This window comes from Haladaptatus sp. HS23, assembly GCF_056892285.1.
This window is the reverse complement of sequence record NZ_JBXGLH010000001.1, coordinates 625,642-648,101: the sequence shown is the minus strand read 5'-3', so window position 1 is coordinate 648,101 and position 22,460 is coordinate 625,642. Positions and strand designations below refer to the sequence as shown.

The following is a 22,460-nucleotide window of genomic DNA, read 5'->3' as shown; positions in this document are numbered from 1 at the left end:
TCGCCGTCGCTCGTCGCGCCGTACTTCTCGAAAATACGAATCCGGTTACTCCTCGAAATCGAACACCGAACGGTACTTCTCAGGCGCTCGCCTGTAGTCGCTCGCGTACCGAAGGGAGCGCCTCCTGTGCAGCGATGAGTGCGACCCGATCACCCGCTTCGAGTTTCGTCCCCGGGAGGGGAATGGTCATCCGTTCTTTGTTCCGACCGTGGGCGTAGATTCGCGCGTCGGTCGGTAGTTCCACCGCGTGAACGCGCGTGCCCACGAGCGACGAGTCGTCCGGAATCGTCATCGTCGTCAACTGCAGGCTCTCGGTCAGGTCCGCGATGACGTCGAAATCCCCGCCCAGCATCGCCGTCTTCGCGCCCGCGGCCCCGAGTCGTTCGGGATAGATGACCTCGTCCACGTCGTCCGCGTATTTGTGGTAGATGTCCTCTCGATAATCCTCGTCGATGCGCATGACGGTCCGACAGCCGTGATGTTTGCCGACCATGCAGGCCGCGAAGTTGACGTTCAGGTCGCCCGTCAGCCCGCCGAGAGCGTCCGCGGTGTCGACGCCCGCCTCGGTCAGGATGGTCTCGTCCGAGCCGTCTCCCTCGATGACCTCGAATCCGTCATCGCGCGCTCGGTTCGCTTTGTCCGGGTCGTCCTCCACGATAACTACATCGTGACCTTCCTCGGAGAGGATTTGAGAGGTCCGTATTCCCACGCGTCCGTATCCCACGATAACAAATTGCATGGGTTCGAATAGCACGGCAGGGACAAAAACGTTGGTGTCAGAATCGAGATCGTTTGGCGACTCACCGTGAGTCCACTTCACCATCCACCCCGAGCCAGCGATAACGGGTAACTGACGGTTTCTCCAAGATGGGAGCTACCGCTGAAAGGAAAGTGTCGAAGAAAGCCTAGGCCGGGATTTGAACCCGGGCTCTCGTCCTTACCAAGGACGCGCTTTACCGCTAAGCTACCCAGGCGCGGGCAATAATTTCTACACGCCGAATCGGGTTTAGGCGTTTCGATTCGCGTCAGGGATCGGTGGCCGACGACGGGGTTTCGTCGCCCCAATTCGGCTGTCTCCCCGACAGTTTTGTCAGCACATCTACCGCCTCATCGAAGAGCATCTCCGGCGAGTCGCGGTTGGCGACCGTAACGGCGAGGCGTTCGGCGTATCGTCGGATACCGGTGGGAACGTCGCCGCCGGTGGCCGTCGTCCCCGCGACGATAGCGAGTTCGAACACGTCGGTTTCGAGCGCGTTCTCGGCCCGGCGCTCGGTCTGGTCCCGACCGAACGATTTGACGGTCCGAACGGCCGTATCGGCCGCTTCCGTTCGAGCCAACAGGGAAAATCCGCGCGACACCATCACGTCCGCCGCTAGGATGGCGACGTTGCTCTCGGTGTGCGGTGGGTCGTCGGTCCACGGTTCGTCGCGTGCGAGCGTTCGGGTGAGACCCAATCCTTCGTAGATGAGTTGGACCCCGGCGGCACGGGTCTCGACTTCCGTGGCGCTAGCTCCGCTCTCGACCGCTTGTGCGCTCAGCACCGTCAATACCCCCGGAACGACCGTCGATGACTTCAGCAGTCCGTCGATGTGGTCGCGGAGGTGCGCTGGCGTGATATCCCCGATAGCCTCGCGCGCAGCTCCGCGCGCCCGGGCGGCCTCTTCCATTGTCGGAACTTACGACGGAATCGCCAAAGACCTTTGGAAAGCGACTCCAACCGATTCCCATGATTCGCATCGCTGACGACCCGAAAATTAGGATCGTAACCATCGACCGCCGGGAGCGAAGAAACGCGCTCACCCTCGCCGGGTTGGACGCCCTCGCCGAAGCAGTTCGGGAGGCCGAACAACCTGTCGTCTTTCTCCGTGGCGCGGGCACGGCTTTCTGTGCCGGTGCGGACCTCGACGTGGTGGCCGGGTCGGACGAGGAGTCGGCGAACGCGCTCGCCACCCACGGCCAGCGGGTAGCGGACGATATCGAGGGCGCAGAAAGCGTCGTCGTCGCCGGAATCGACGGCCCGGCGCGCGGCGGCGGCGTCGAACTCGCGCTCGCGTGTGACCTGCGGATAGCCACCCCCGACGCGACGTTCGCCGAACCGGGCGTCGGCCTCGGCATCTTCGGCGCGTGGGGCGGGACGGCCCGCCTCCCGGAAATCGTCGGGATGGGTGACGCGCTCGACCTCGCACTTTCGGGGCGCGTCATCGACGCCGCCGAAGCCCACCGGATGGGACTGGTTTCCCGCGTCACCGACCGACCGCGCGCTGTGGCCGACGAACTCGCGGCGAACGACCCCGACGCACTTCGTGCCATCAAGGGCCGAATCCGTGACCGCTCGTCGCGGTCCGACCAACTGGCCCGTGAGGCGGATGTGTTCGGAAAACTGGTCGCGGCGAACGCCGACGACATCGCTGCGCGACGCGAGTGATAGCACGGGTAGACGGTAGAGAAGCGGGAAAAATAGGAGAGGAAAGAGTAGGACGAAAGAACGTGCGGGGGATATCTACAACGACTCGGGCGCTGGCGGCGCGGCGCGTTTGTGCTCGCTTCGCTCGTACATCCCGCCGATTCGTCGCACGTCCTCTTCCGTCGCACCCTCGACCTGCCGCGCCGTCGCCGAGACTGACAGCGGGCCGTCCACGTGCAACGCCAGAATTGCATCGAGCGTGTCGTAGTCGATACCCAACTCCTCCTCGTCGGTCTGTCCGGCCCACAGCCCCGCAGTCGCTTCCTTTTCGGCGAGTTCGTCGGTCACGCCGACGTGCTTTGCGAGTTGGCGCACCTGCTGTTTGTAGAGGTTTCCGATGGGATGGCAGTCCACCGCGCCGTCGCCGTACTTCGTGAAGTACCCGACCAGCGCTTCGGTTCGGTTGCCGGTTCCGAGGACGACCGACCCCTCGGTGTTGGCGACGAGGTAGTTCATCACTGCTCGAGTTCGGGCACGTGCGTTGCCGACCGCCATTTGATGTCCTTCCGCCTCCGAGTAGGCGTCGAGGAACGTGTCCACGATGGGATTGATTTCGAACACGTCGTAGGTGATGCCGAGTTCCGTGGCGACCCACTCGGCGTCGCTCATGTTGTCCTCCCGGCTCACCGCGCCGGGCATGACGAGTCCGTGGAGGTTCTCCGTTCCCAGCGCTTCCGCCGCGAGGTAGGCCGTCAGCGTGCTGTCGATACCGCCCGACAGGCCGAGGACTGCCGAGTCAGTTCCCGCGTCTGCCACCGTCTCGCGGATGAACGACACGATGTGGTCGCGGTGTGCGTCGAGTTCCTCGTCCGACAGTTCGAGGTCTATCATGTACGCCAGTAGGAACGCAGGTGACTAAAACCTCCCCTCCTCGTCACATTTCTGGACGAACGTCCGAAACGCTACGTTGAAGTGAGCACGGAATGAACGGGAAAGTGAGGTAACTGCTCGCTTTCGTTATCGAGTTCAAAGCACCGGTGGTGAGCAAATCCGATGGATTTGCGAATCACGGTGCATACTCGACGCGAAGCGAGAGTATGCACCGGTGGTCTAGTGGCAGGACATAAGCTTCCCAAGCTTATAGCCCGGGTTCAACTCCCGGTCGGTGCATCCTTGCGAGGAACGAACGTGATGAGCGGATGCGCCCGCGGGCGTTGAGCAAGCGAGTCGCAGTCGAGCGAAGCGAGGTCGTCTCGCTCGGTTCACTCCCGGTCGGTGTATTTTCGAATCGCCGCTCGTCAGCGGTAGCGTTCGTCCCTTCGCACCTCCAAAACTTCTTCTACTCCGTCCGCATCAAATTTCATCGGCCGCCGCCACCACGGTCCCTTTCCGGAATCGCTCGACAGTTCGGTCACGATTCGGTTGGCCGTCGCCCCCGTCTCCGGACTGCTCAGCGGAATCGCGGTTTCGTACAGTCCCGATTCGTCTTTCCCACCTTCTACCAACACCTTCGCGTCGAACTCCTCGCGCTTCAGGTGGGCGTTGTTCTCGAAGACCGCTCGCGTCTCCGCCGGGAGTTCCGCGAACTCCTCGCCGGAAATCGGGTCGCGTGCCAGACGGAACTGGCCGATGATGTACGTCCCCCACTTCGGTGAAATCCACTCTCGATTCGGTTCTCCGGCCGTCGAGAGCGTCGCGTAGAAGAGGACGTAATCGCCCGCAGTCAGCGACAGCAGCGGTCGGGCTTTGACGCCGAATGGGTCGCCGTAGGTGTAGCGTTCACAGCAGGGGTACTCCGCGAACTCCGGGTCGAGGTGGACGGGCAGTTCGTCCGCTCCGTCCGGGAGTTCGACGGTCGTTTCGAGGTCGGCATAGGTCGGAACCCGTCGTTCGGTCGGTTCCGATTCCGGTATCGGGAGATACTCGAACCGCCCGTCCGGGAAAATCGGGCCGCGAACGCCGGGTTGGTTCGTGTTGGCGGCGACGTTGATGGCGACGGCGCGAGGCATGTCTCACGGTGGGTTGGCGGTCGGGAAAAACGTGACTACCACACGCCGAGCGGGCCGATACACTCGCGACAGAACGTGTACTCGGTCCCGTTTTCCGTGCCGCAGTGCGGACAGACGCGCATGTCGCCGTTCTCGTCGCTGAACTCTTCGAGGATACTCTCCCGCCGAATGTCGTCGGGAATCCCTCCGTCGGGTCCGGACGGCGTAGACGCGAACAGCGGCGAATCGTCCTCACTCCGTAGATATCGGTAGATAAGGAGCTGTAGGCCTACGAACAGGACGACGTACAGGATTATCCACCCCCAGACGTTCATGGGATACCATGTCATACGCCACCATGATACTTGGTAGCTTCGCACGACAGGATTCAGAAGTGTTTTTGAATTGAACGGATTTACGGATTACGCAGGTTGGAGTTTGAGGATACGGTCGTCCTGGGGTGCGGGATTCTCGGCCCGGCCATCTCGGTTGCTCGTCATCACGTACAGGTCCCCGTTCGGTCCGGTGAAGGTGGTTCGAAGACGTCCGTACTCGCCGTTCAGCAGGCGCTCCTGTTCGACCACGTTTCGTCCGTCGATTCGCACTCGATGGAGGTGCGTGCCGACGAGCGACCCGAAGAAGAAGTCGCCCTTCCACTGTGAAATCGGGCCGTCGTAGAACGTCGCCCCGCCGGGTGCGATGGTCGGGGTGTACGTCGCTATCGGGTCCGTGTACTCCCTGCTCTTTCCGGTCACGTCGGGCCACCCGTAGTTGTTCCCCGCTTCGAGGACGTTGATTTCGTCGTTCACGTCCGGACCGTGTTCCGTGCTGAACAGGGTTCCGTCGCGGAACGCGAGCCCTTCGGGATTCCGGTGCCCGTAGGTGAACACCTCGTTGTCGAAGGGATTGTCGCGGTGTGGTTGCCCATCCAACGTTAGCCTGAGGACCTTCCCGGCCAACGAGTCCGTGTTCTGTGCCTGCTCGCTGTCCGACGCATCCCCCGTGGTGACGAACAGCGCATCGTCGTGAATCAGCAGCCTCCCACCGTCGTGGTTCGACGCCGCCGGAATCCCATCGAGGACGACCATCTCCCGTTCGAAGCCATCGCTGACGCGATGGCGGACGACCCGATTCTGCAGGGTTCCGCTCTTCTCGTACGTCTGACACGTGTACGCCAAATCCTCCTTTTTCGGGTGAAACGCGAGGCCGAGTAACCCGCCTTCGCCTGCCTCCTCGATTCGGTTGGTCATGTCGGCGATTATCTCGTGGTTGTTGTCCCGAATTCGTCGGATTCGACCCGGTCGCTCGGTAAAATAGAGGTCGCCGTCGGAGGAGAAATCCGCACCCCACGGAACTTCGAGGTTCATGGCGACCGTTTTGACACGCACTCCCCGCTCCCCGTTCATCGTCGTCGTGCCCGTGGAGCGTCCGGGGGATTTCATACACCCGGCGAGTCCTGCGATACCGAGTGCCAACGATTGGAGGTACGTGCGTCGTCGCATACTCCACATGACGGATTGATAGGAGAAAAGCGATACGGGTTACTCCGACGAATCGAGAGTGCGTTGGAACTCGTCGAACTGTTCGAAGTCCTCGGGTAGTTCGTAGTCGATGCGCCGTGACTCCTTCTCCGTCGGCGGAATATCGTCCAACGGAGCGGCCTCGTCTTCCCATTCGGGCTTGATTTTGATGCTCTTTGCGGGCGTTCCGACAGCGATGTGATGTGCCGGGATGTCGCTCTGAACGACGGAGCGTGCGCCGACGACGGCGTCTTCGCCGATTTTCATTCCGGCACGTACCATCGCGTCGTAGGTCACGCGGGCGTCGTCCTCGATTATCGTGTGGAAGTTCGTCACGTCCGTCTGGTCGGTGATATCGTGGTCGTGACTGTAGATGTGTACGTTGTCGCTGATGGAACAGCGGTTGCCGATGGTCAACTTGCCCCGGTCGTCGAGGTGGACGTCGTCGTGGATGACCGTGTTGTCGCCGACCGAGATGTTGTGGCCGTAGGTCATCGAGACGCCCTTGAAGATGCGGAGGTTCTCGCCCGCCTCCTCGAAGAGGTGGTTTGCGAGCATCTCGCGGAATCGGAGGGCGAACTCGACGTTGTCGGCCATCGGCGTCGCGTCGAACTGCCGCCAGAGCCACTGGAGGTGTTTGGACGTTCGGAACTTCTCCTCGTCCTTCTCGGCGTAGTATTCGCTTTCCAGCGTCGAGTTACAGGGGTCGTAGCTCTGGAGGCGAACGCGTTCCGCGTTCGACACCGGTTCGCCGTTCTGCCACGATTCGTAGGCGTCCCGGTCGCCGTGCAGGTCGATGAGCACCTCCTTCACCACCCTGCACGTGTCCTCGTCACTTGCGAGTCGTTCGTCCACTTCGTCGATAAACCCGCGTACGCCCGCTTCCGCGGACTCGGGGAGTGTGACGTGTCGCTTTGTCATTGGCTTATTTCACTCTCTATTTTCTTATCGCTTAGTAACTCTTCCGTGGGGAAGGGGGTTTTGGTTGCGGCGGCGAGTGCCCGGTCTTCGATTTTCGCCTTCGTTTGGAATTGGAAGAAGGGTACCGAGTTCTTTGTGGCTCGTTTTCCGGTCCGAACCGATGTCCGTGTCGAATTAAAAACGGCAATATTTGTCGCCTTAGCTACTCAAGCCAAGAAGACGTGTCGCGGGCGGTCGGCCAGAACGTCTCGGCCCCAGCTAACCGTGTTCCTGAAGTCGTCGCTTCGGAAGAAGTCCATCGCGTCGTCCTTCGAGCGCCACTGGCTGGCGATGAACATGTCGTTTTCGTCCTCGTGGTTCGAAAGCAGTTCGGAGTCGAAGTGCCCCTCCATATCCGCGAGGACTTCGCCGACCGTTCCGAACTTCTCGACGAAATCCTCGCGGTGTTCGGGCTTGACGGTGTAGAACATCCCCATCGTGCCGAAGCCACTCTCCTCGCCTGCGTGGCCACCGCCACGTTCACCAGCGCGGGCGACGACTCCGGGCAAGTCGGAGAGGAATCCGCCCGCCGTCTCGGCCGCGCTCTGGGTGTCCCAGATGCTCACGACGGCGGCGCGCTCGTCGCCCTCGTAGACCGCCGTCTTGACGTGCGTGTCGTAGTGGTCGAAGTTCTTCCGCAGACCGTCGACTTCCTCGAACAGTTCGTCCGCGTCGGCCTCGGAGTACAGTACGATGGAGTACACGTCCTCGCCGTGTGGCTGTCCGGCGTAGATGTCGAGGTCTTGGAGTTCGCCGCGGATGCCTTCGGCTTCTTCCTCACCCGTTCCGTGCGGGCTATCCGATTCTTCCTCTCCGTGGCCGTGGCTTTCGTCGTGTTCGTGCCCGCTCCCGTGATGTCCGTCACCGTGTGCGTGCCCGTCGCCGTGCGGATGTGCGTCCTCCGGCGTCGGAATCTCCTCGCCGGCCATGAACGCGGGGAGGTCCTCCGGCGGAAACCGCCGCCCGAAGGAGAACGAACCGAACTCCGCGAAGCGGGAACTCGCCTCGTCGAAGCGCATCTCGTAGAGAATGTCCTTGATGTGCGTCGGGTCGTTGCTGAACAGGTCGACGCCCCACTCGTAGTCCTCCATGCCGATGCTGCCGGTGATGATTTGGGTTACCTTTCCGGCGTAGGTCTTCCCGATTTCGCCGTGGCTCGCCATCATCTCCGCGCGCTCGTCGTACGGCGTGTCGTACCAGTTTGCGTCCGGCACGCGGAGTTTGCTCATCGGATAGAAACAGACGAACTCCGCGTCCGGGATATCGGGATAGAGTTTGCTGGCCACGTAGCGGGCCATGCCGGTGTCCTCGATGTCCTCCGGGTCCTTCACCATCTCGTCGGAGGTGTAGCTCCCGACTTCGGTGACGGAGGTGTAGGAGTCGGTCCGCTCCGTGAAGTCCGCGAACTGGGTTCCTTCGAAGGCGCGTTCCGCGGTGTCGAGGGCAGCGACGGTCGGCCGGAAGTGGAGTATCAGCAGGTCCGCTTCGTGGCCCATGATGCTGAACACGGCCGAAGAGCCGTCCTCCGCATCGCTCACGTTCTCGTGTGTGCCCAAGAACTCGACGCCATCCGCCAGTGCGGCCTCCCGAGTCCGCTCCGGGGCGTCTCGCCACGAGTCCCAGTCGACGGTTCGAAAGTCGTGAAGCGCATACCACCCCTCGCGGGTCGGTGGTGCTTTTTTCGGCATATGTGAGCGTTGGGAGCGACCGGACAAGGAACTTTTGAGTTTCGTTCGTGTATCGCTTCGTTCTCCTCCGGTATGCGTCGCCCCGACCGAAAGCCTTTCAAAATCTCGACTGAAACCCACACCCGATGCGGAAAAGTGGCCCGCCGAAAGGCCTGATATCGTACCTCGTGCTCGAACTTCTGGACGAAAAACCACGGTACGGGTACGAGATACTGAAAGAGATACGCGAGATAAGCGGCGGCCACTGGGAACCGTCCTACGGGTCGGTGTACCCCATCCTCTACAAGTTCGAAGACAAGGGATGGACCGAACGAATCGAGCGTGAGGACGAATCGGACCGAAAATACTTCAAACTGACCGAGGAGGGGCGGGAGGAACTCGACGAGAAACGCACGGAAAGCGGGACGAAGGCCCGCGAGTTCGCGGACGTCATCCTCGGTTTCTACCACGTCTACGTCTCCTTTGCGACCGACGACCGGTTCGAAGTCGAAAGTCCCGAGGGGGAATGGCAGTTCGACGAGACCTTCAGTGCGTGGATCGTCGAGCAGATAATTCGTCACCACGAACGCGACTTCGGCGATTTCGAGCGTATCCCCGACACGCCGGAGGAGTTCTACGAGCGGATGGGTCTGGAAGACTGACCCGCTACCGAATTCGAAAACGGCTCTGTTTTTCTTCGACCGTTCAGGCCAACAGTCGCGGCCCGAACACCATGAGCAGGAGACTGGCGAGCATGACCAGTCCGATGGTCGTCGTTATCATGGTGGTGACCTGTCGGCCTTGACTCGTCGGGAGACGGGAGACGATGGCCTCGGCACCCATGCGGAGGATGTGCCCGCCGTCGAGCGGGAACGCGGGGATGCAGTTGAAGAAGCCGAGGTTCAGGTTGATCCATCCCGTCCAGAACAGCACGTTCGCCAAGAGGAAGGCACCGCCGCCGAGGGCCGACAGCGGTCCCTGTACGGCGTAGAAGTTGCTGTTCCATCCGACGAAGCCCGCGAAGTTGTACCCCACGGGCATGGAGAGGCTGGCGAACGGGAGCAACAGCGTCCCCGCGATACCGAGGAAAAATGTGGTCAACGGCCCGTTGCCGCCGTTTCCGCCGAACACGGAGACGAAGCTACCCGAAACGAGGTCGTGGAACGTATCGGCCGGGTAGAGTTGGGTTCCGAAACTGCTCACGGAGATTCCGGACACGCCCGGCGCGACGAGGATGCCGACGATGGCCTTCCCGTTGCCGTTGTCCTCGAGCGTCACGTCGTAACTGTGGCGCACGTACGTTCCGCTCTGGTTGACGTAGGCCTCGACGGTGACCGTCTGTCCCGCCTCGTAGTCGCCGAGCGTCGCGCTCAATTCGCTGCTGTTCAGGATGCGCTTGCCGTCTATCGACGTGATGACGACGGCGTCACCGGAGTTCAAGTCCGTCTGCTTGCCGATGGGTCCGTCCGCCTGCACGGTGGAGAGCGCACCAACCGGTCCGCTCACTTTCGTCCCGTTCACGGTCAGGGTGGAGACGTTTTTGCTCGCGAGTTGTCGGGTCAGCGTCCGCTCCGTGTACACCGATTTTCCGTTGACCGCCGTGATGTTTTCCCCCTTCTCGACGCCCGCCGCGAAGGGCGAATCTTGTGCGACACCGGTGATGAGAAGCGACCGCTGAATCGTCGTTTCGCGCTTCTCGCCGTCGCGGTTCACCGTCACCGACACCGACCGACCTTGAATGTCGGCGAGTTTGTCGTGGAGGTCGCCGTTGCTCTTCACGGCGGTCCCGTTCACTCCGACGATTCGGTCGCCGCGCTGGACGTTCGCGTTGTCCGCCGCGGACCCCGGAAAGACCCCACCGACCGCCGCACCGGACGCGACGGAAATCGAGGCCATCACCGGTCCGAACAGGAGCAGGAAGGCGATGATGGTTATCGCGAAGTTGTTCGTCACACCCGCCGCGAACATGCGGCTCTGACTTCCCCTGTCGGCGTCCTTTCTGCTCTCCTCGTCCGGTTCGACGAACGCGCCGACCGGGAGGAACGCGAGGAGCGCGAGTCCCATCGACTGGATTTCGATGTCCTCGACGCGGCAGAAGATGCCGTGGCCACCCTCGTGGACCACGAGTCCGATGAGGAGGCCGAGCATGATTTCCGGGGCGACGGACAACGGCAGGAAATCGTTGACGCCCGGAATGACCAGCACGTTACGGGGTTGCGTGACCGCCGTCGGCGCTGGCGGATTCTGCACGACGATGACGGCCTGCACGACGAGGAGCAGGAAGGTCCCGACCATCACGACGAGCGCGATTCCGAGTCCGAAGTTCCCCCACGCCCGCCAGAACCGTTTCGGCCGTGCGAGACGGTCGATGAGCTTTCTTCCTCGTCGCGTGTGCAGAGTCAACACCGGTCCCTGCATACCGATATAGGAGGGCAACAGATCGTTCGCCCGTAGTCCGAGCAGGATGAACCAGTAGGCGGCGAGTCCGAGAAGGACCCAGAGGAGCGTATCCATTGATGAAACGAAGGGGGCCGTCGCTCAAAGGCGTTTGGGAACGAACGTGAAAAAACTTCGAAACGCGGTCCGTTATTCCGCGGTCTGCCAGTCTTCTTCGAATTCCTGCTCTTCTTCGCCCTTTCCGCTCCGTTTCTGCTGGAGCTTTCGGGCCGCGGCGAGACCGGCGGCGGTGCCGCCGAGAACTGCAGCACGACGGGCGAAGGTGCGGGCTTTGCCGCGTCCCTTCGTCTCCTCCGCTTCCGGTTCTTCGACGTCCGCTTCCGCTGCTTCGGTTTCCGCCTCGGGTTCCTCTGCCGTCTCGACTTCGGATTCCTTGACGAGTTCGGTTCGCTTCAACGCTGGCTTCTCGAGATTGAGTTCTATCAGGGCCATGATATTATTTCGGTTTAGTCGTCGACGTAATTGGTCGCCAATCGACTGTGCGTCCTTCCGTACCACTGGGAGGTACTTTGTTATGTCCTTGCTAGATGGACGTAATAAGGTACTACCTTCCGAGCAACTTAGTTCTGTTGGCGATCAGTCTTGGCGTCGCAGACGCCGCAGAACGAACTCCTCGTCCAGGTTCGAGAGGAACGGGCCGAGTTTCGGTCCCTGCTCCTCGCCGAAAAAGAGCTGATAGCCGACGCCGAAGAAGTCGCCGATATCGATGTCGTGGCGCTTTGCCGTCTCGTAGATTTCGCCCTGAATTTCGTCGCCGTCGTGGCCCGCCCCGATGAACGCGGCCAGTTCCGTCAGCGCGGCGTCCGTCTCGCTGTCGAGGTCGACGTCCGGAAGCTCGGTTCGCTTCAGGTCGTAGTCGTACTCGTTGCCCGTGCGCTGTGCCCACGCCTCAGCGCGCTCGACACGCGCGAGGGCGGCTTCGACGGCCCACTCGGGTGCGTCGTCGGAGATGTGCCCTTCTCGTCGCGCGATTTCCTCGCGGAGTTCCGGGTCGTCCGTCATTCCGAGAATCGCGGCGAACGTGTACGGAATCCGTATCCGCTCTTCCCGCGGTTCGTCCACGACCATCGGGTACACCCGCTCGGCGAGCGCCCGTTCGCGCTCGTCGGCGTCCTCCTCGCCGAAGTAAATCCGCTCGAAGCGGTCGAACTCGTCCACGAGCAGGTCGAGGCGGTCGATGTCGAAGTCACGCGCCTTGTTCGGGTCCTTGGTGAAGAAGTATCGCAACACATCGGGTTCGAGCAGTTCCAACACCTCGGAGACGAGTACGATGTTGCCCTCTGAGGAGGAGAACGGCTTGCCGTTGAGCGTGAACCACTCGTAGGTCATCGGAACCGGCGGTTCGAAGTCCATCACGTTCCGAGCGATGTCCTCGCCGCTCGGCCACGACCCTTCCGCGTGGTCCTTGCCGAACGGTTCGAAGTCCACGCCGAGCGTCTTCCACTGGGCGGGCCACTCGAAGCGCCACGGGAGCTTTCCGTCGCGCAGGGTCGCCGTGCCTTCGTGTCCGCAGCCGTCGATGACGTTGTCGCCCGCCTTCAGGTCGGTGCAGACGTACTCGACGGTGCCCGCGTCCACGTCGAACCCCGTCACCGTCTCCGTCACCTTGCCGCACTCCTCGCAGATGGGGTTGAACGGGATGTACTCTCCGTCCACCTTGTCCTGATACTCCGCGAGTACCTCGCGGGCTTTCTCCGAATTTTCGAGGAGGTCGCGTGTCACGTCTTCTAACTCGCCGGACGTGTACATCTCGGTGTTCGACACCACGTCGATGGGGACGCCCAAGAGGTCCGCACTCTGCTGGATGAGCTTCGAGAAGTGTTCGCCGTAGGACTCACAGCAGTCGAACGGGTCCGGGATGTCGGTGTACGGTTTCCCGAGGTTGCGTCCGAGGGCTCCCGCGTTCACGTCACCCAGTTCGACGATGTTGCCGTCCAAGTCCGCGAGCTTTCGGGGAAGCTTTCGAAGCGGGTCGCGGTCGTCGGCGGTGAAGACCTGTCGTACCTCGTGGCCCCTGTCGCGGAGCACTTCGGCGACGAAGTAGCCCCGCATGATTTCGTTGACGTTGCCGAGATGGGGAACGCCCGACGGCGAGATTCCACCCTTGATGACGACGGGGTCGTCGGGGTCTCGGGCCTCGATTCGGTCGGCCACCTCGTCGGCCCAGAAGACGTGGTGGGTTTCCGATGCCGTCTCGTCGCGTTCGTCCATCGGTGCCGTCCCGGCGCTCATTCTTGTACCCAGTAGGTCATCTCGTCAGCCGCTCCTTCCGGAATGATGTCCGTTCCGCTGTGTTCCCCGTTGAGGACCGCATCGGCGATTCGCTTCGGTTCCTTTCCGTCGAGAACGATGGTTCTGACGCCCGAGCGCCCGATGAGTTTCGCGGCCAGCAAGTCCACCGGCGCGGAACTGCCCGCGGTCATTTCGAGGTCCGCGATGACGTCCACGAGTTCGCTCGCCGAGAGTTCGTCGTACTTCGTCGCGTCCGCGACTTCGTTCGGGTCGTCGCTGTACACGCCGTTTACGCTCGTGGCGTACACGAGGAGGTCCGCGTTCGTGTACTCCGCTAACGCGGCGCTCACGGCATCCGTCGTCTGTCCGGGCATCACGCCGCCCATGACGGCGATATCGCCGCGGTGCATTGCGGTTCCCGCCTTCTCATACGTTTCCGCCGGACTCGGGGCGGCCTGCTCGCCGAGGGCGGCGATGAGCAATCGCGCGTTGAGTCGCGTCACGTCGATACCGATATCGTCCAGTTCGATTTCGTTCGCGCCGAGGTTTCGCGCGGTTCCGATGTACTCTCGCGCGACGCCGCCGCCGCCGACGACCGCGCCGATGGTACACCCCTCCGTTGCGAGCGATTCGATGACTTCGGCGTGTCCACGCACCCGTTGTGACTCTAAGTCCGGCGCGAGCACGCTACCGCCGATAGAAACGACCACCTTCATGCTATCGCCGTCTTACCCGGACGCGGCCTTAAGCGTTCTCAACTTCCGACCGAAGGCTAAAAGCGCCTCGCTCCCGCCTGTACGTTCATGAAGGTAGTTGGTGTCGTCGGCGACGGGGCGGACGCCGTTGCCGACCGACTCGCCGAGCGGTTCGACGAAGGGGGAACGGTGGGGACCGTCCGACGTGAATCGTCGCGCTCGCACGCTTCCGACGCCCCCGAGAAGGTGGACGATTCGGCGGCCGAAACCGAATTCGAACTCGGCCCCGACGGATGGCGCGCACATGGGACGAACGGCTCACTGACCGACGTTCTCGACAGGCTCGCACCGACGCACGACTACGCCGTCGTCTCCGGATTTCCCGCCGTCGACCTGCCGTACGTCGTGGTCGGCGATGCGGACCATGCCGGAACGCTGCTCGTGCATGCGGACAGTCCCGACGCCCTCGACGTAGAGGAGGTCGTACGCGAACTCGCAACGACCGAGCCCTACGAAACGCTCGAATCGCTCGTCGCACGGGCGAAACGCGACCCGAAAGCGGAGCGTTCGGGCGCGATTGCCACGTTCACGGGCCGCGTCAGGGCGAAGGAGTCGGACGATGACACGCCGACCGAGTTCCTCGATTTCGAGATGTACGAGAGTGTCGCCGATGACAAGTTGGACGCCATTCGGGCGGACCTCGAAGCGCGCGACGGGGTTTTCACCGTCCTCATGCACCATCGAACTGGCCACATCGACTACGGTGAGGACATCGTCTTCGTCGTCGTCCTCGCCGGCCACCGCGAGGAGGCGTTTCGAACCGTCAAGGACGGTATCGACCGGTTGAAGGCAGAAGTGCCGATATTCAAAAAGGAGGTGACGCTCGACGAACAGTTCTGGGTCCACGAGCGATAACGCCCGTAATATTTCCCTTCCCTGATGGTTTCTACCGATATCGGATACCGGGATATTTCTATGAAATAAAAGCCGAGGAGGGGTTTTAAACGATTAGAGTAGGTTAAAACAGGTTGTAAAACGTCCCTTTTGCTCCCTTTCACGCCGCTTTGCATTCAATTCAGCTGAAGATTCCCGAAACTACCCTAAGCTTCCTCCCTTTATAACATATCCCCGTTCCATGGTGAAACTGGAGTCAGCACATGAGCGCTACCACCCAAGCCGCCGCCGAAAGCCCTGAACCGGAATCCAAGGAAGCCCGTCTCAAGCAGTACCTCTGCGAGAAAGCGAGCGATGGCGAGCTCTACTTCAAGAGCAAGTTCATCGCCGACGAAGTCGGTCTCTCCTCGAAGGAGATCGGCGCGCTGATGGTCAAACTGACCGACTGTGCCGAACTCGAGGTCGAGAAGTGGTCGTACACGAGTGCGACCACGTGGCGCATCGCTCCCGCGTAACTTCGGCTCACGGGTCCCCGTGTGCAACCGAAATCCCCCCGACAGCTTCCCGAACTCCACGCCCGAATCCCACCTCGCTCCCCACACCTCCCACCAATCCCACACCGTTCACACGACGGTCACACTCTCACCACGGCTTACCCTCGCTCCCGCGAGAATCCTATCGAGGCTCCCGAACGCAATCCACCCTCGTCTTCCCTGACAACGACCGCGCCACACGGTTCACTCCTGAACCGGTTCCCCTCACAGCCCCTTCCATTCCCCCGTCCTGCCACCTCAATCCCCCTCTTCACCCCGTCCCTTCCCCTACTTTCCGCCTTCGACGCTTTTGTAGTTCTCCAACGGGTTCGTTCGATTAGTGTCACTCGTTTCCGCGCTCACGTCCGCCGTTCTGCCCGTTCTCGCCGTCGCCGCCGTCGGTTTTCTTCTCGGAACCGTCCGTGATATCGAGGTCAGTGCCCTCGGAACCGTCACGATTTACGTGCTGACACCTTCGTTAGTGTTTCACAGTCTCACCACCACCTCGCTCGGCGGAGAAACCGTGGTCACGCTCGCCGTCGGCGTTCTCGCCTTTACCCTCGGGATGGCCGTCGTCGCCGAACTCGTCGGGCGTGTCCTCGGCGAGTCGGAACCCGTGCTCGGCGCGCTCGTCCTGTCGAGCACGTTTCCCAACGCCGGCAATTACGGGATTCCGCTCTCGCAGTTCGCCTTCGACGACGTCGGGCGCAGTACCGCCATCCTCTACATCGCTGCCCAGTCGGTGCTGACCTACACGCTCGGCGTCTACATCGCTTCGCGGGGCGACGAGACGTCGAACCTCGCCGCCGTCCGGGAGGTGTTCAAACTACCGCTCGTCTACGCCGTTCTCGCCGCCGGACTCGTCCGATTTCTCGGCGTCGTCCCGTCCCCCGACTCCGCGGTGATGAGTACGCTGGAACTGACCGGCAACGCCGCCATCCCTATCATGTTGCTCATGCTGGGGATTCAGTTGGCGAACACCGACTCCGGGGCGGCCGTCGCACGCGTCGGCGTCTCGAACGCGCTGAAACTCGTCGTGGCCCCGGTTCTCGCCGTCGGCGTGGTCTTTCTCCTCGGATTCGAAGACCTCACCGTCGCACGCGTGTTCGTCCTCGAATGTGCGATGCCCGCCGCCGTGACGCCGCTCATCCTCTCTATCGAGTACGACCGTAGTTCGGGCGTCGGATTGACCGCCCCGGAGTACGTGAGCACCGCCATCTTCGTGAGCACGCTCGTGAGCGTTCCGGTCCTGACCCTTCTCATCGCCGTCCTCCAGTCCGGTGCCGTCGTCTAGGGGTTTATAGCCGTTCGTTCCGTAGTACGAGCGAATGGCTTCAACGGAGCCGCCCGACGCAGGGCCCTCGCTAGAACGGTTGCGCTCGGTGTTTCGAGTGTACGACGTTCGAACTGATGGCGAGCAGTTGGTTTATTACGGGGAACCGCTCGTCACCCAAGAGCGACTGATGCAGACCATCTGGCCGCTCTTCCGGGAACAGGGGTACGAAGTCTCGCTTTCGACGCGGATGGGGGAGTACGTTCTCGTCGCCGAACCGATTCGCCTCGGCCCGGACGGTGTTCCGTGGAAGAACGTCCTCCTGTTCCTCGCCACCGTTCTCTCGACGCTGTGGGCGGGGGCGCTGTGGTACCACGTCGACCCCGTTTCGAACCCGATAGGGGCGGTCACGACGGCGTGGCCGTTCGCGTTCGCCGTCATGGGTGTGCTCGGTACCCACGAGTTCGGCCACTACATAATGAGCCGCTACCACGGCGTGGACGCGACGCTTCCCTACTTCATTCCGATGCCGACCCTCATCGGGACGATGGGGGCCGTCATCCGGATGAAGGGTCAGATGCCGGACCGCGAGGCGCTCTTCGACATCGGCGTCTCCGGACCGCTCGCCGGTCTGGTCGCAACCGTCATCGTCACCGCAATCGGGTTGACGCTCGACCCGGTGACGGTTCCCGATTCGGTGCTGCACAGCGCGAACACCATGGAGGTGCAGTTCGGCTACCCGCCCCTCTTGAAGGGTATCGCCGCCGTGATGGGACAACCGCTCACCTACGACGACCCGGCGAAATCGGTCAACCCGGTCGTCATCGGCGGATGGGTCGGTATGTTCGTCACCTTCCTCAACCTCATCCCGGTCGGCCAACTCGACGGCGGACACATCGTCCGCGCGATGATCGGTGAACGACAGGAGAGCATCGCCGCACTCGTTCCCGCGGTTCTGTTCGGCCTCGCAGCGTACGTCTTCTACGTCCTCGACGTGAGCAACGCGACCGTGCTGTGGGTCATCTGGGGCTTCCTCTCGATGTTCTTCGCCTACGTCGGTCCGGCGACGCCCATCGACGACAACGCCCTCGATACGCGGCGGAAGCTCCTCGGACTCCTCACGTTCGCCCTCGGAATCCTGTGTTTCACGCCGACGCCGATCAAGATAATTCCGTAACCGTCGGCCGTCCGCCGCTCGCTGATTTTTCGGTTATCGACGTTCACCGACTACTGGCGCTACGACCTGATAACTACTGACAGCACGGCCTACTAACCGTCTCCCCCGTGCGTATAGCCGCGGTCGGGGAGCGGTTCGCCGTCGATGGCGACGTTGGATTCCGACCTTTCGTCCTCGTCCGTCACCGCTCCGACGACGGAAATGGGCGTGGGTGATGCGTCCCGTGCGTCCCCCACCTCGTCCGCTGGAACGGTGAACACGAGTTCGAAGTCCTCGCCGAAAAAGAGGCTCAAATCCCGCTCTTCGTCCGCACTGTCCGCGACTTCACCGACGCTCTCCGCGACGGGAATCGACTCGCCGTCGAGTTCGAACCCGCACTCGCTCGCCTCCGCGAGTTGGTGGACCGACCGCGCGAGGCCGTCGCTCGAATCCATCATTGCCGTCGCAAACGGCGCGAGCGCCCGTCCCGCACCGACCCGTGGCTCGAATCGGAACAGTTCGTTCGCCCGCTCCGTCTCGCCCGCTTCGAACAGGCGGAGTGCCGCCCCGCTTCGGCCGAGCGTGCCGGTCACACAGAGCGCGTCTCCCGGGTTCGCACCCGAACGTAGTACCGGGGCGTCCGTTTTCCCGAGAACCGTCGTCGAAGCGGTGAACTCCTCGAACGTGTCCAAATCGCCGCCGACGTACCGCGCGCCGACCGACTCACACACGTCTCGCGCGCCCGTGACGAACGATTCGAGGTCGTCCGGTTCGAACGTCGGTGCGGCGTAGACGGCGACGCCCGCGACGGCGTCCGCACCCATCGCGGCGACGTCCGACAGTGAGGCACCGACCGACCGCCAGCCAGCGGTGTACCGAGTCGTCCCCCGCGGGAAGTCCGTCGTCTCGTGTAGCATATCCGTCGTCAACACGTGTCCGTCGATGACTGCCGCGTCGTCGCCCGCGTGGTCGAGTTCTCCCGCCAGTAGACGGAGCGCGGCCCGTTCGTCCATACCCGTTCTTCTCTCACGATGGGGAAAAAGACGAACGGTCTTCGCTGGCTTCAAGCCACCCCCACGATATTGAAAAGTAGATGCGTCTCGATTTGGGTGACGTGCGGACGATACTCGTCGGCTTCGTAGCCGCGCTTGCCGTCCTCATCGTCATCTTTTCCCTCGCCGGTATCGAGGAGGTGACGGCCACGTTGTCGATGGCCGACGGTCGAGTTATCGCCCTCGTCGCCGTCGTTGCCCTCGGATGGCTCTTCGCGTGGTCGATGTCGCTCCGTACCGTCCTCCGCGTTCTCGGGATTCGAATCTCCGTCCTCCGTGCGTTCTTCCTCTATGCGGGTGCGACGTTCGCCAACAACGTCACGCCGTTCGGTCAGGCGGGCGGCGAACCGTTCGCCGCCCTCCTCATCTCGCGGACCACGAACGCCGACTACGAGTCCAGCCTCGGGGCCATCGCGAGCGTGGACTCCATCAACTTCGTCCCCTCCATTTCGTTCGCGCTCGTGGGCGTCGCCTACTACGCGACGGTCCTCACGCTCGGCGACACGGTGGTGATGATAGCGCTCGCCATCGTCGCGATCGCCGTCGCAGTTCCCGCCGCCGCCGTCTTTGGATGGCGAAACAGGACCAAGGTCGAGTTCGCTATCGCGAACGGCGTGGTGCACGTGGTCGGCGCGTTCGCCCGATTCGTCCCGCGACTTTCCCCGCCGACGAAGCCTGCGGTGGTCCATCGACTACGCGGGTTCTTCGACGCCATCGAACGCGTCGCCGGGGACCGCCGCGGACTGTTGCTCTCCGTTTTCTTCTCCGCGCTCGGATGGCTCCTCTCGTCCGTGTCGCTGTGGCTGTCGTTCTACGCGCTCGGCTACACCGTCCCGTTCGCAGCGGTGTTGTTCGTCGTCCCCATCGGCAGTATGGCCAGTATCGCGCCGCTTCCGGGCGGTCTCGGCGGCGTAGACGCCGCGCTGGTCCTTCTGCTCGTTCCGATGGCCGGCGTTTCGGTACCCACGGCCAGCGCGGCGGCCATCATCCACCGCGGTGCGACCTACTTCCTCCCGGTCCTCATCGGCGGCACCACGACCGCGATGTTGGAGGCCGACAACGCCAAAACCGGCAGCATCAACAGCGATTGATGGGAAACGCTCGCCCCCGTCGAACTCCGTAACGATGGCTTTAAACGCCGCCGCACGGAAATCTGTCGTATGACGACGCTCTACGACGTTCCGGCGGATGCGCTTATCGACGCGCTCGCCGACAACTTCGAGGATCGATTCGACCGACCAGACTGGGCCGAATTCACGAAAACGGGCGCACAGCGCGAACTCCCGCCCGAACAGGAGAACTTCTGGTACGTCCGTGCGGGAAGCCTCCTCCGAAAGGTCGCCATGAACGGCCCGATCGGTGTCGAACGCCTCTCGACCGAGTACGGCGGAAGCAAGAGTGGTTCGAACCGCTACGCCGTCGCACCGGACCACCGCACCGACGGCAGCAAGAAGGTCATTCGAACCATCCTCCAGCAACTCGAAGAGGAAGGCTTCATCCAGTCCAACGAACACCGCGGCCGCGAAATCACGGCCGAGGGTCGAAGCCTTCTCGACGACACGGCCGGCGAAGTCCTCTCGGACCTCGACCGACCGGAACTCGAACGCTACGCGTAAACTGACCGCCGTCTTTTCGGTTATCTTCCCTCCGATAGTCTCCCGTATTCGACTATTCGAGACACATCACCGGTGTTCCTCGCGGAACGACCGTCTCCGTAATTGTTTTTGGTCGTGCGCGGTAAACGAACGATAAGGTATGAGTGGAAATCCCGACGATGACCGACTCGAAGAGCTTCGGAAACAGAAGATGGAGGAGCTACAGGACCAACAACAGCAGGAAGAGTCCCAACAGCAGGCCCAGCAACAGGCGGACGCGCAGAAACAAGCGCTCCTTCGCCAGTATCTGACCGACGGCGCGCGAAAGCGGCTGAACTCGGTTCGAATGAGCAAACCGCAGTTCGCGGACCAAGTCGAACAGCAGATACTCGCTATCGCACAGAGCGGCCGTATCAACGGCAAAATAGACGACGCGAAGATGAAGGAGTTGCTCCGCGAACTGAAACCCGACAAGAAGAGCTTCAACATCAAGCGCCGCTGAGATGGAACTCGGACTCCTCTACAGCGGCGGCAAGGATTCGACGCTCGCCGCCCTCTTGCTGGACGACTTCTACGACGTCACTCTCGTCACCGGCCATTTCGGTGTGACGGACGATTGGAAAAACGCCCGCAACACCGCCGAGACGACGGGATTCGACTTCGAAACGGTCGAACTCGACGGCGACGCCGCGGTGACGGCAGTCGACCGGATGGTCGAGGACGGCTACCCGCGAAACGGCATCCAGCACGTTCATCTCCACGCGTTGGAAGCCGTTGCGTCGATGGGCTTCGACGCCATCGCGGACGGCACCCGCCGCGACGACCGCGTTCCGACCGTCTCTCGCGCACAGGCTCAAAGCCTCGAAGACCGACACGACATCGACTACATCGTTCCACTCTCCGGGTTCGGTCGCGGGGCGGTCGACCGCCTCGTCGCGGCGACGCTCGACGTGGAATCCGGGCCGAGCGACGAGATTCGAAAGGCCGACTACGAGGCCGAACTTCGAACCCTCCTCGTCCGCGAACACGGTGCGGAAACCGTAGACGAGGTGTTCCCTGCTCACGAACAGACCTACGTTACGGGATTCACCGAGCGACCTTAACTCCCGCATCTGACCATATTCCACCGATACCGTCCCCGAACGTCGGCCCTGTTTTTCGTGACGGTTTGTCAACGAACGCGTGAGGGTGCGGTATCATCCGACGAACTATACCCTCGGCTTCTGTATCGAGTGTCGATGCGTGCCTTTCGAGTTGCTTATGATGGTCGTCCGTTCTACGGATTTCAGCGGCAGTCGGACGTTCCGACGGTCGAGGACGCGATGTTCGAGTCGCTTCGTGCGCTCGGTGTCACCGACACCGTCCCGGACGGCTATGCCGCCGCCGGTCGGACGGATTCAGGGGTGTCCGCCCTCGCACAGACGGTCGCGTTCGAATGCCCCGAGTGGCTCACGCCCTCGGCGTTCAACAGCGAACTCCCGGGTGAAATTCGCGTGTGGGCGAGTACGGACGTCGTTCCCGCGTTTCACGCGACTCACGACGCCTACTATCGGGAGTACGTCTACCACTGCCACGCGCCGCGTGCGAACCTCGGATTGGCGAAGGATGCATCCGAGCGACTGTCGGGCGAACACGACTTTCACAACCTGACGTCGGACACCGATGGAACGGTCCGGGACCTCGACGTGCAGGTCGTTCAGGACGGCGATTACCTCGTCTTTACGCTCTCCGCGGGCGGGTTCGCCAGAAACCTCGTTCGCCGAGTCGTCTCGCTGATTCATTCGATTGCGACCGGTGACGCCGAGATGTCGAAGATAGATACCGTCCTCGCGTCGAACCCCCTCGACGGAAACGAGGGCGTCCCCTGCGCGCCTGCCCATCCGCTCTATCTCTCCCACGTCGAGTACGACTGTGAGTTCTCGGTGGACGGCGCCGCGGTGAAGACTCTCACCGACGTGTTCGGGGACCTCGCCGTCGAACGTCGGAGCAGAAGCCGCGTGGCACACGATATCCGTCTCGGCGTGGAATAGTTTT

24 protein-coding genes and 2 tRNA genes are annotated in these 22,460 nt (G+C 62.3%); 12 read left to right on the top strand and 14 right to left on the bottom strand.

What is annotated here, in order from left to right; translation table 11 throughout:
- Nucleotides 1–79: 79 nt before the first annotated feature.
- The 3 genes from AC1XDK_RS03575 to AC1XDK_RS03565 all read right to left on the bottom strand — a co-directional run bounded on the left by AC1XDK_RS03575 (nt 80) and on the right by AC1XDK_RS03565 (nt 1,667).
- Complete coding sequence (locus tag AC1XDK_RS03575; protein WP_483348392.1) at nt 80–739, bottom strand: potassium channel family protein; 660 nt, start codon at nt 737–739, stop codon at nt 80–82.
- Between the two features lie 163 nt (nt 740–902).
- Nucleotides 903–974, bottom strand: a tRNA-Thr gene (locus AC1XDK_RS03570).
- A 51-nt stretch (nt 975–1,025) separates the two neighbouring features.
- On the bottom strand, nt 1,026–1,667 hold the full coding sequence (locus AC1XDK_RS03565; protein WP_483348391.1) for a DUF7114 family protein: 642 nt from the start codon (nt 1,665–1,667) through the stop codon (nt 1,026–1,028).
- 59 nt (nt 1,668–1,726) lie between these two features.
- Here AC1XDK_RS03565 and AC1XDK_RS03560 point away from each other — a divergent pair, with 59 nt between their 5' ends.
- Nucleotides 1,727–2,425 (top strand): enoyl-CoA hydratase/isomerase family protein, encoded by a 699-nt coding sequence (locus tag AC1XDK_RS03560; protein ID WP_483348390.1) that lies wholly within the window; start codon nt 1,727–1,729, stop codon nt 2,423–2,425.
- 75 nt (nt 2,426–2,500) lie between these two features.
- Here the strand turns inward: AC1XDK_RS03560 and AC1XDK_RS03555 are convergent, their stop codons facing one another.
- Nucleotides 2,501–3,295: an NAD+ synthase gene (locus tag AC1XDK_RS03555; RefSeq protein WP_483348389.1), complete on the bottom strand. Its 795-nt coding sequence runs from the start codon at nt 3,293–3,295 to the stop codon at nt 2,501–2,503.
- 208 nt (nt 3,296–3,503) lie between these two features.
- Here AC1XDK_RS03555 and AC1XDK_RS03550 point away from each other — a divergent pair.
- Nucleotides 3,504–3,574 (top strand) — tRNA-Gly (locus AC1XDK_RS03550).
- A gap of 128 nt (nt 3,575–3,702) precedes the next feature.
- On the opposite strand, the gene AC1XDK_RS03545 is transcribed toward AC1XDK_RS03550, so the two are convergent.
- The 5 genes from AC1XDK_RS03545 to AC1XDK_RS03525 all read right to left on the bottom strand — a co-directional run bounded on the left by AC1XDK_RS03545 (nt 3,703) and on the right by AC1XDK_RS03525 (nt 8,560).
- Nucleotides 3,703–4,413 carry an Nmad3 family putative nucleotide modification protein gene (locus tag AC1XDK_RS03545; protein WP_483348388.1) on the bottom strand — a complete coding sequence of 237 codons (711 nt, stop codon included), beginning with the start codon at nt 4,411–4,413 and terminating at the stop codon, nt 3,703–3,705.
- Between the two features lie 35 nt (nt 4,414–4,448).
- Nucleotides 4,449–4,742: a DUF7577 domain-containing protein gene (locus tag AC1XDK_RS03540; protein ID WP_483348387.1), complete on the bottom strand. Its 294-nt coding sequence runs from the start codon at nt 4,740–4,742 to the stop codon at nt 4,449–4,451.
- Between the two features lie 72 nt (nt 4,743–4,814).
- Nucleotides 4,815–5,894 (bottom strand): PQQ-dependent sugar dehydrogenase, encoded by a 1,080-nt coding sequence (locus AC1XDK_RS03535; RefSeq protein WP_483348386.1) that lies wholly within the window; start codon nt 5,892–5,894, stop codon nt 4,815–4,817.
- A 39-nt stretch (nt 5,895–5,933) separates the two neighbouring features.
- Entirely contained in the window at nt 5,934–6,833 is a 900-nt protein-coding gene (locus tag AC1XDK_RS03530; protein WP_483348385.1) for an acyltransferase, read from the bottom strand.
- Between the two features lie 206 nt (nt 6,834–7,039).
- Nucleotides 7,040–8,560, bottom strand: coding sequence for a heme-binding protein (locus AC1XDK_RS03525; protein ID WP_483348384.1), 1,521 nt, complete (start codon nt 8,558–8,560; stop codon nt 7,040–7,042).
- A 125-nt stretch (nt 8,561–8,685) separates the two neighbouring features.
- Between AC1XDK_RS03525 and AC1XDK_RS03520 the strand changes: the two genes are divergently transcribed.
- A complete protein-coding gene (locus AC1XDK_RS03520; RefSeq protein WP_483348383.1) occupies nt 8,686–9,201 on the top strand; it encodes a PadR family transcriptional regulator in 516 nt (171 codons plus the stop codon).
- 43 nt (nt 9,202–9,244) lie between these two features.
- On the opposite strand, the gene AC1XDK_RS03515 is transcribed toward AC1XDK_RS03520, so the two are convergent.
- From AC1XDK_RS03515 to pyrH, 4 genes are all read right to left on the bottom strand, one after another.
- Nucleotides 9,245–11,053: a site-2 protease family protein gene (locus AC1XDK_RS03515; protein WP_483348382.1), complete on the bottom strand. Its 1,809-nt coding sequence runs from the start codon at nt 11,051–11,053 to the stop codon at nt 9,245–9,247.
- Nucleotides 11,054–11,125: 72 nt separating this feature from the next.
- On the bottom strand, nt 11,126–11,428 hold the full coding sequence (locus tag AC1XDK_RS03510) for a hypothetical protein (protein WP_483348381.1): 303 nt from the start codon (nt 11,426–11,428) through the stop codon (nt 11,126–11,128).
- A 144-nt stretch (nt 11,429–11,572) separates the two neighbouring features.
- Nucleotides 11,573–13,228, bottom strand: coding sequence for a lysine--tRNA ligase (lysS, locus tag AC1XDK_RS03505; RefSeq protein WP_483348380.1), 1,656 nt, complete (start codon nt 13,226–13,228; stop codon nt 11,573–11,575).
- On the bottom strand, nt 13,225–13,944 hold the full coding sequence (pyrH, locus tag AC1XDK_RS03500) for a UMP kinase (protein WP_483348379.1): 720 nt from the start codon (nt 13,942–13,944) through the stop codon (nt 13,225–13,227). Before pyrH ends, lysS begins: the two co-directional genes overlap by 4 nt.
- 87 nt (nt 13,945–14,031) lie before the next feature.
- On the opposite strand from pyrH, the gene AC1XDK_RS03495 reads away from it, so the two are divergent.
- The 4 genes from AC1XDK_RS03495 to AC1XDK_RS03480 all read left to right on the top strand — a co-directional run bounded on the left by AC1XDK_RS03495 (nt 14,032) and on the right by AC1XDK_RS03480 (nt 17,800).
- Nucleotides 14,032–14,838 (top strand): molybdopterin synthase, encoded by an 807-nt coding sequence (locus AC1XDK_RS03495; RefSeq protein WP_483348378.1) that lies wholly within the window; start codon nt 14,032–14,034, stop codon nt 14,836–14,838.
- A 242-nt stretch (nt 14,839–15,080) separates the two neighbouring features.
- Nucleotides 15,081–15,332 carry a DUF7123 family protein gene (locus tag AC1XDK_RS03490; RefSeq protein WP_483348377.1) on the top strand — a complete coding sequence of 84 codons (252 nt, stop codon included), beginning with the start codon at nt 15,081–15,083 and terminating at the stop codon, nt 15,330–15,332.
- Between the two features lie 358 nt (nt 15,333–15,690).
- The gene (locus AC1XDK_RS03485; RefSeq protein WP_483348376.1) at nt 15,691–16,644 is read left to right on the top strand and encodes an AEC family transporter; all 954 of its coding nucleotides are present in this window, start codon (nt 15,691–15,693) and stop codon (nt 16,642–16,644) included.
- A gap of 34 nt (nt 16,645–16,678) precedes the next feature.
- Complete coding sequence (locus tag AC1XDK_RS03480) at nt 16,679–17,800, top strand: site-2 protease family protein (RefSeq protein WP_483348375.1); 1,122 nt, start codon at nt 16,679–16,681, stop codon at nt 17,798–17,800.
- 92 nt (nt 17,801–17,892) lie between these two features.
- Here the strand turns inward: AC1XDK_RS03480 and thiL are convergent, their stop codons facing one another.
- Nucleotides 17,893–18,792 carry a thiamine-phosphate kinase gene (gene thiL / locus AC1XDK_RS03475; protein WP_483348374.1) on the bottom strand — a complete coding sequence of 300 codons (900 nt, stop codon included), beginning with the start codon at nt 18,790–18,792 and terminating at the stop codon, nt 17,893–17,895.
- Nucleotides 18,793–18,872: 80 nt separating this feature from the next.
- Between thiL and AC1XDK_RS03470 the strand changes: the two genes are divergently transcribed.
- The 5 genes from AC1XDK_RS03470 (at nt 18,873) to truA (ending at nt 22,456) form a co-directional block, all read left to right on the top strand.
- Complete coding sequence (locus AC1XDK_RS03470) at nt 18,873–19,922, top strand: lysylphosphatidylglycerol synthase transmembrane domain-containing protein (RefSeq protein ID WP_483348373.1); 1,050 nt, start codon at nt 18,873–18,875, stop codon at nt 19,920–19,922.
- A 69-nt stretch (nt 19,923–19,991) separates the two neighbouring features.
- Nucleotides 19,992–20,447, top strand: coding sequence for a 30S ribosomal protein S19e (locus AC1XDK_RS03465; RefSeq protein ID WP_483348372.1), 456 nt, complete (start codon nt 19,992–19,994; stop codon nt 20,445–20,447).
- A gap of 139 nt (nt 20,448–20,586) precedes the next feature.
- A complete protein-coding gene (locus AC1XDK_RS03460) occupies nt 20,587–20,928 on the top strand; it encodes a DNA-binding protein (protein WP_483348371.1) in 342 nt (113 codons plus the stop codon).
- Between the two features lies 1 nt (nt 20,929).
- Nucleotides 20,930–21,529: a DUF7411 family protein gene (locus tag AC1XDK_RS03455; protein WP_483348370.1), complete on the top strand. Its 600-nt coding sequence runs from the start codon at nt 20,930–20,932 to the stop codon at nt 21,527–21,529.
- A gap of 135 nt (nt 21,530–21,664) precedes the next feature.
- Nucleotides 21,665–22,456 (top strand): tRNA pseudouridine(38-40) synthase TruA, encoded by a 792-nt coding sequence (gene truA, locus AC1XDK_RS03450; protein ID WP_483348369.1) that lies wholly within the window; start codon nt 21,665–21,667, stop codon nt 22,454–22,456.
- Nucleotides 22,457–22,460: the final 4 nt, after the last annotated feature.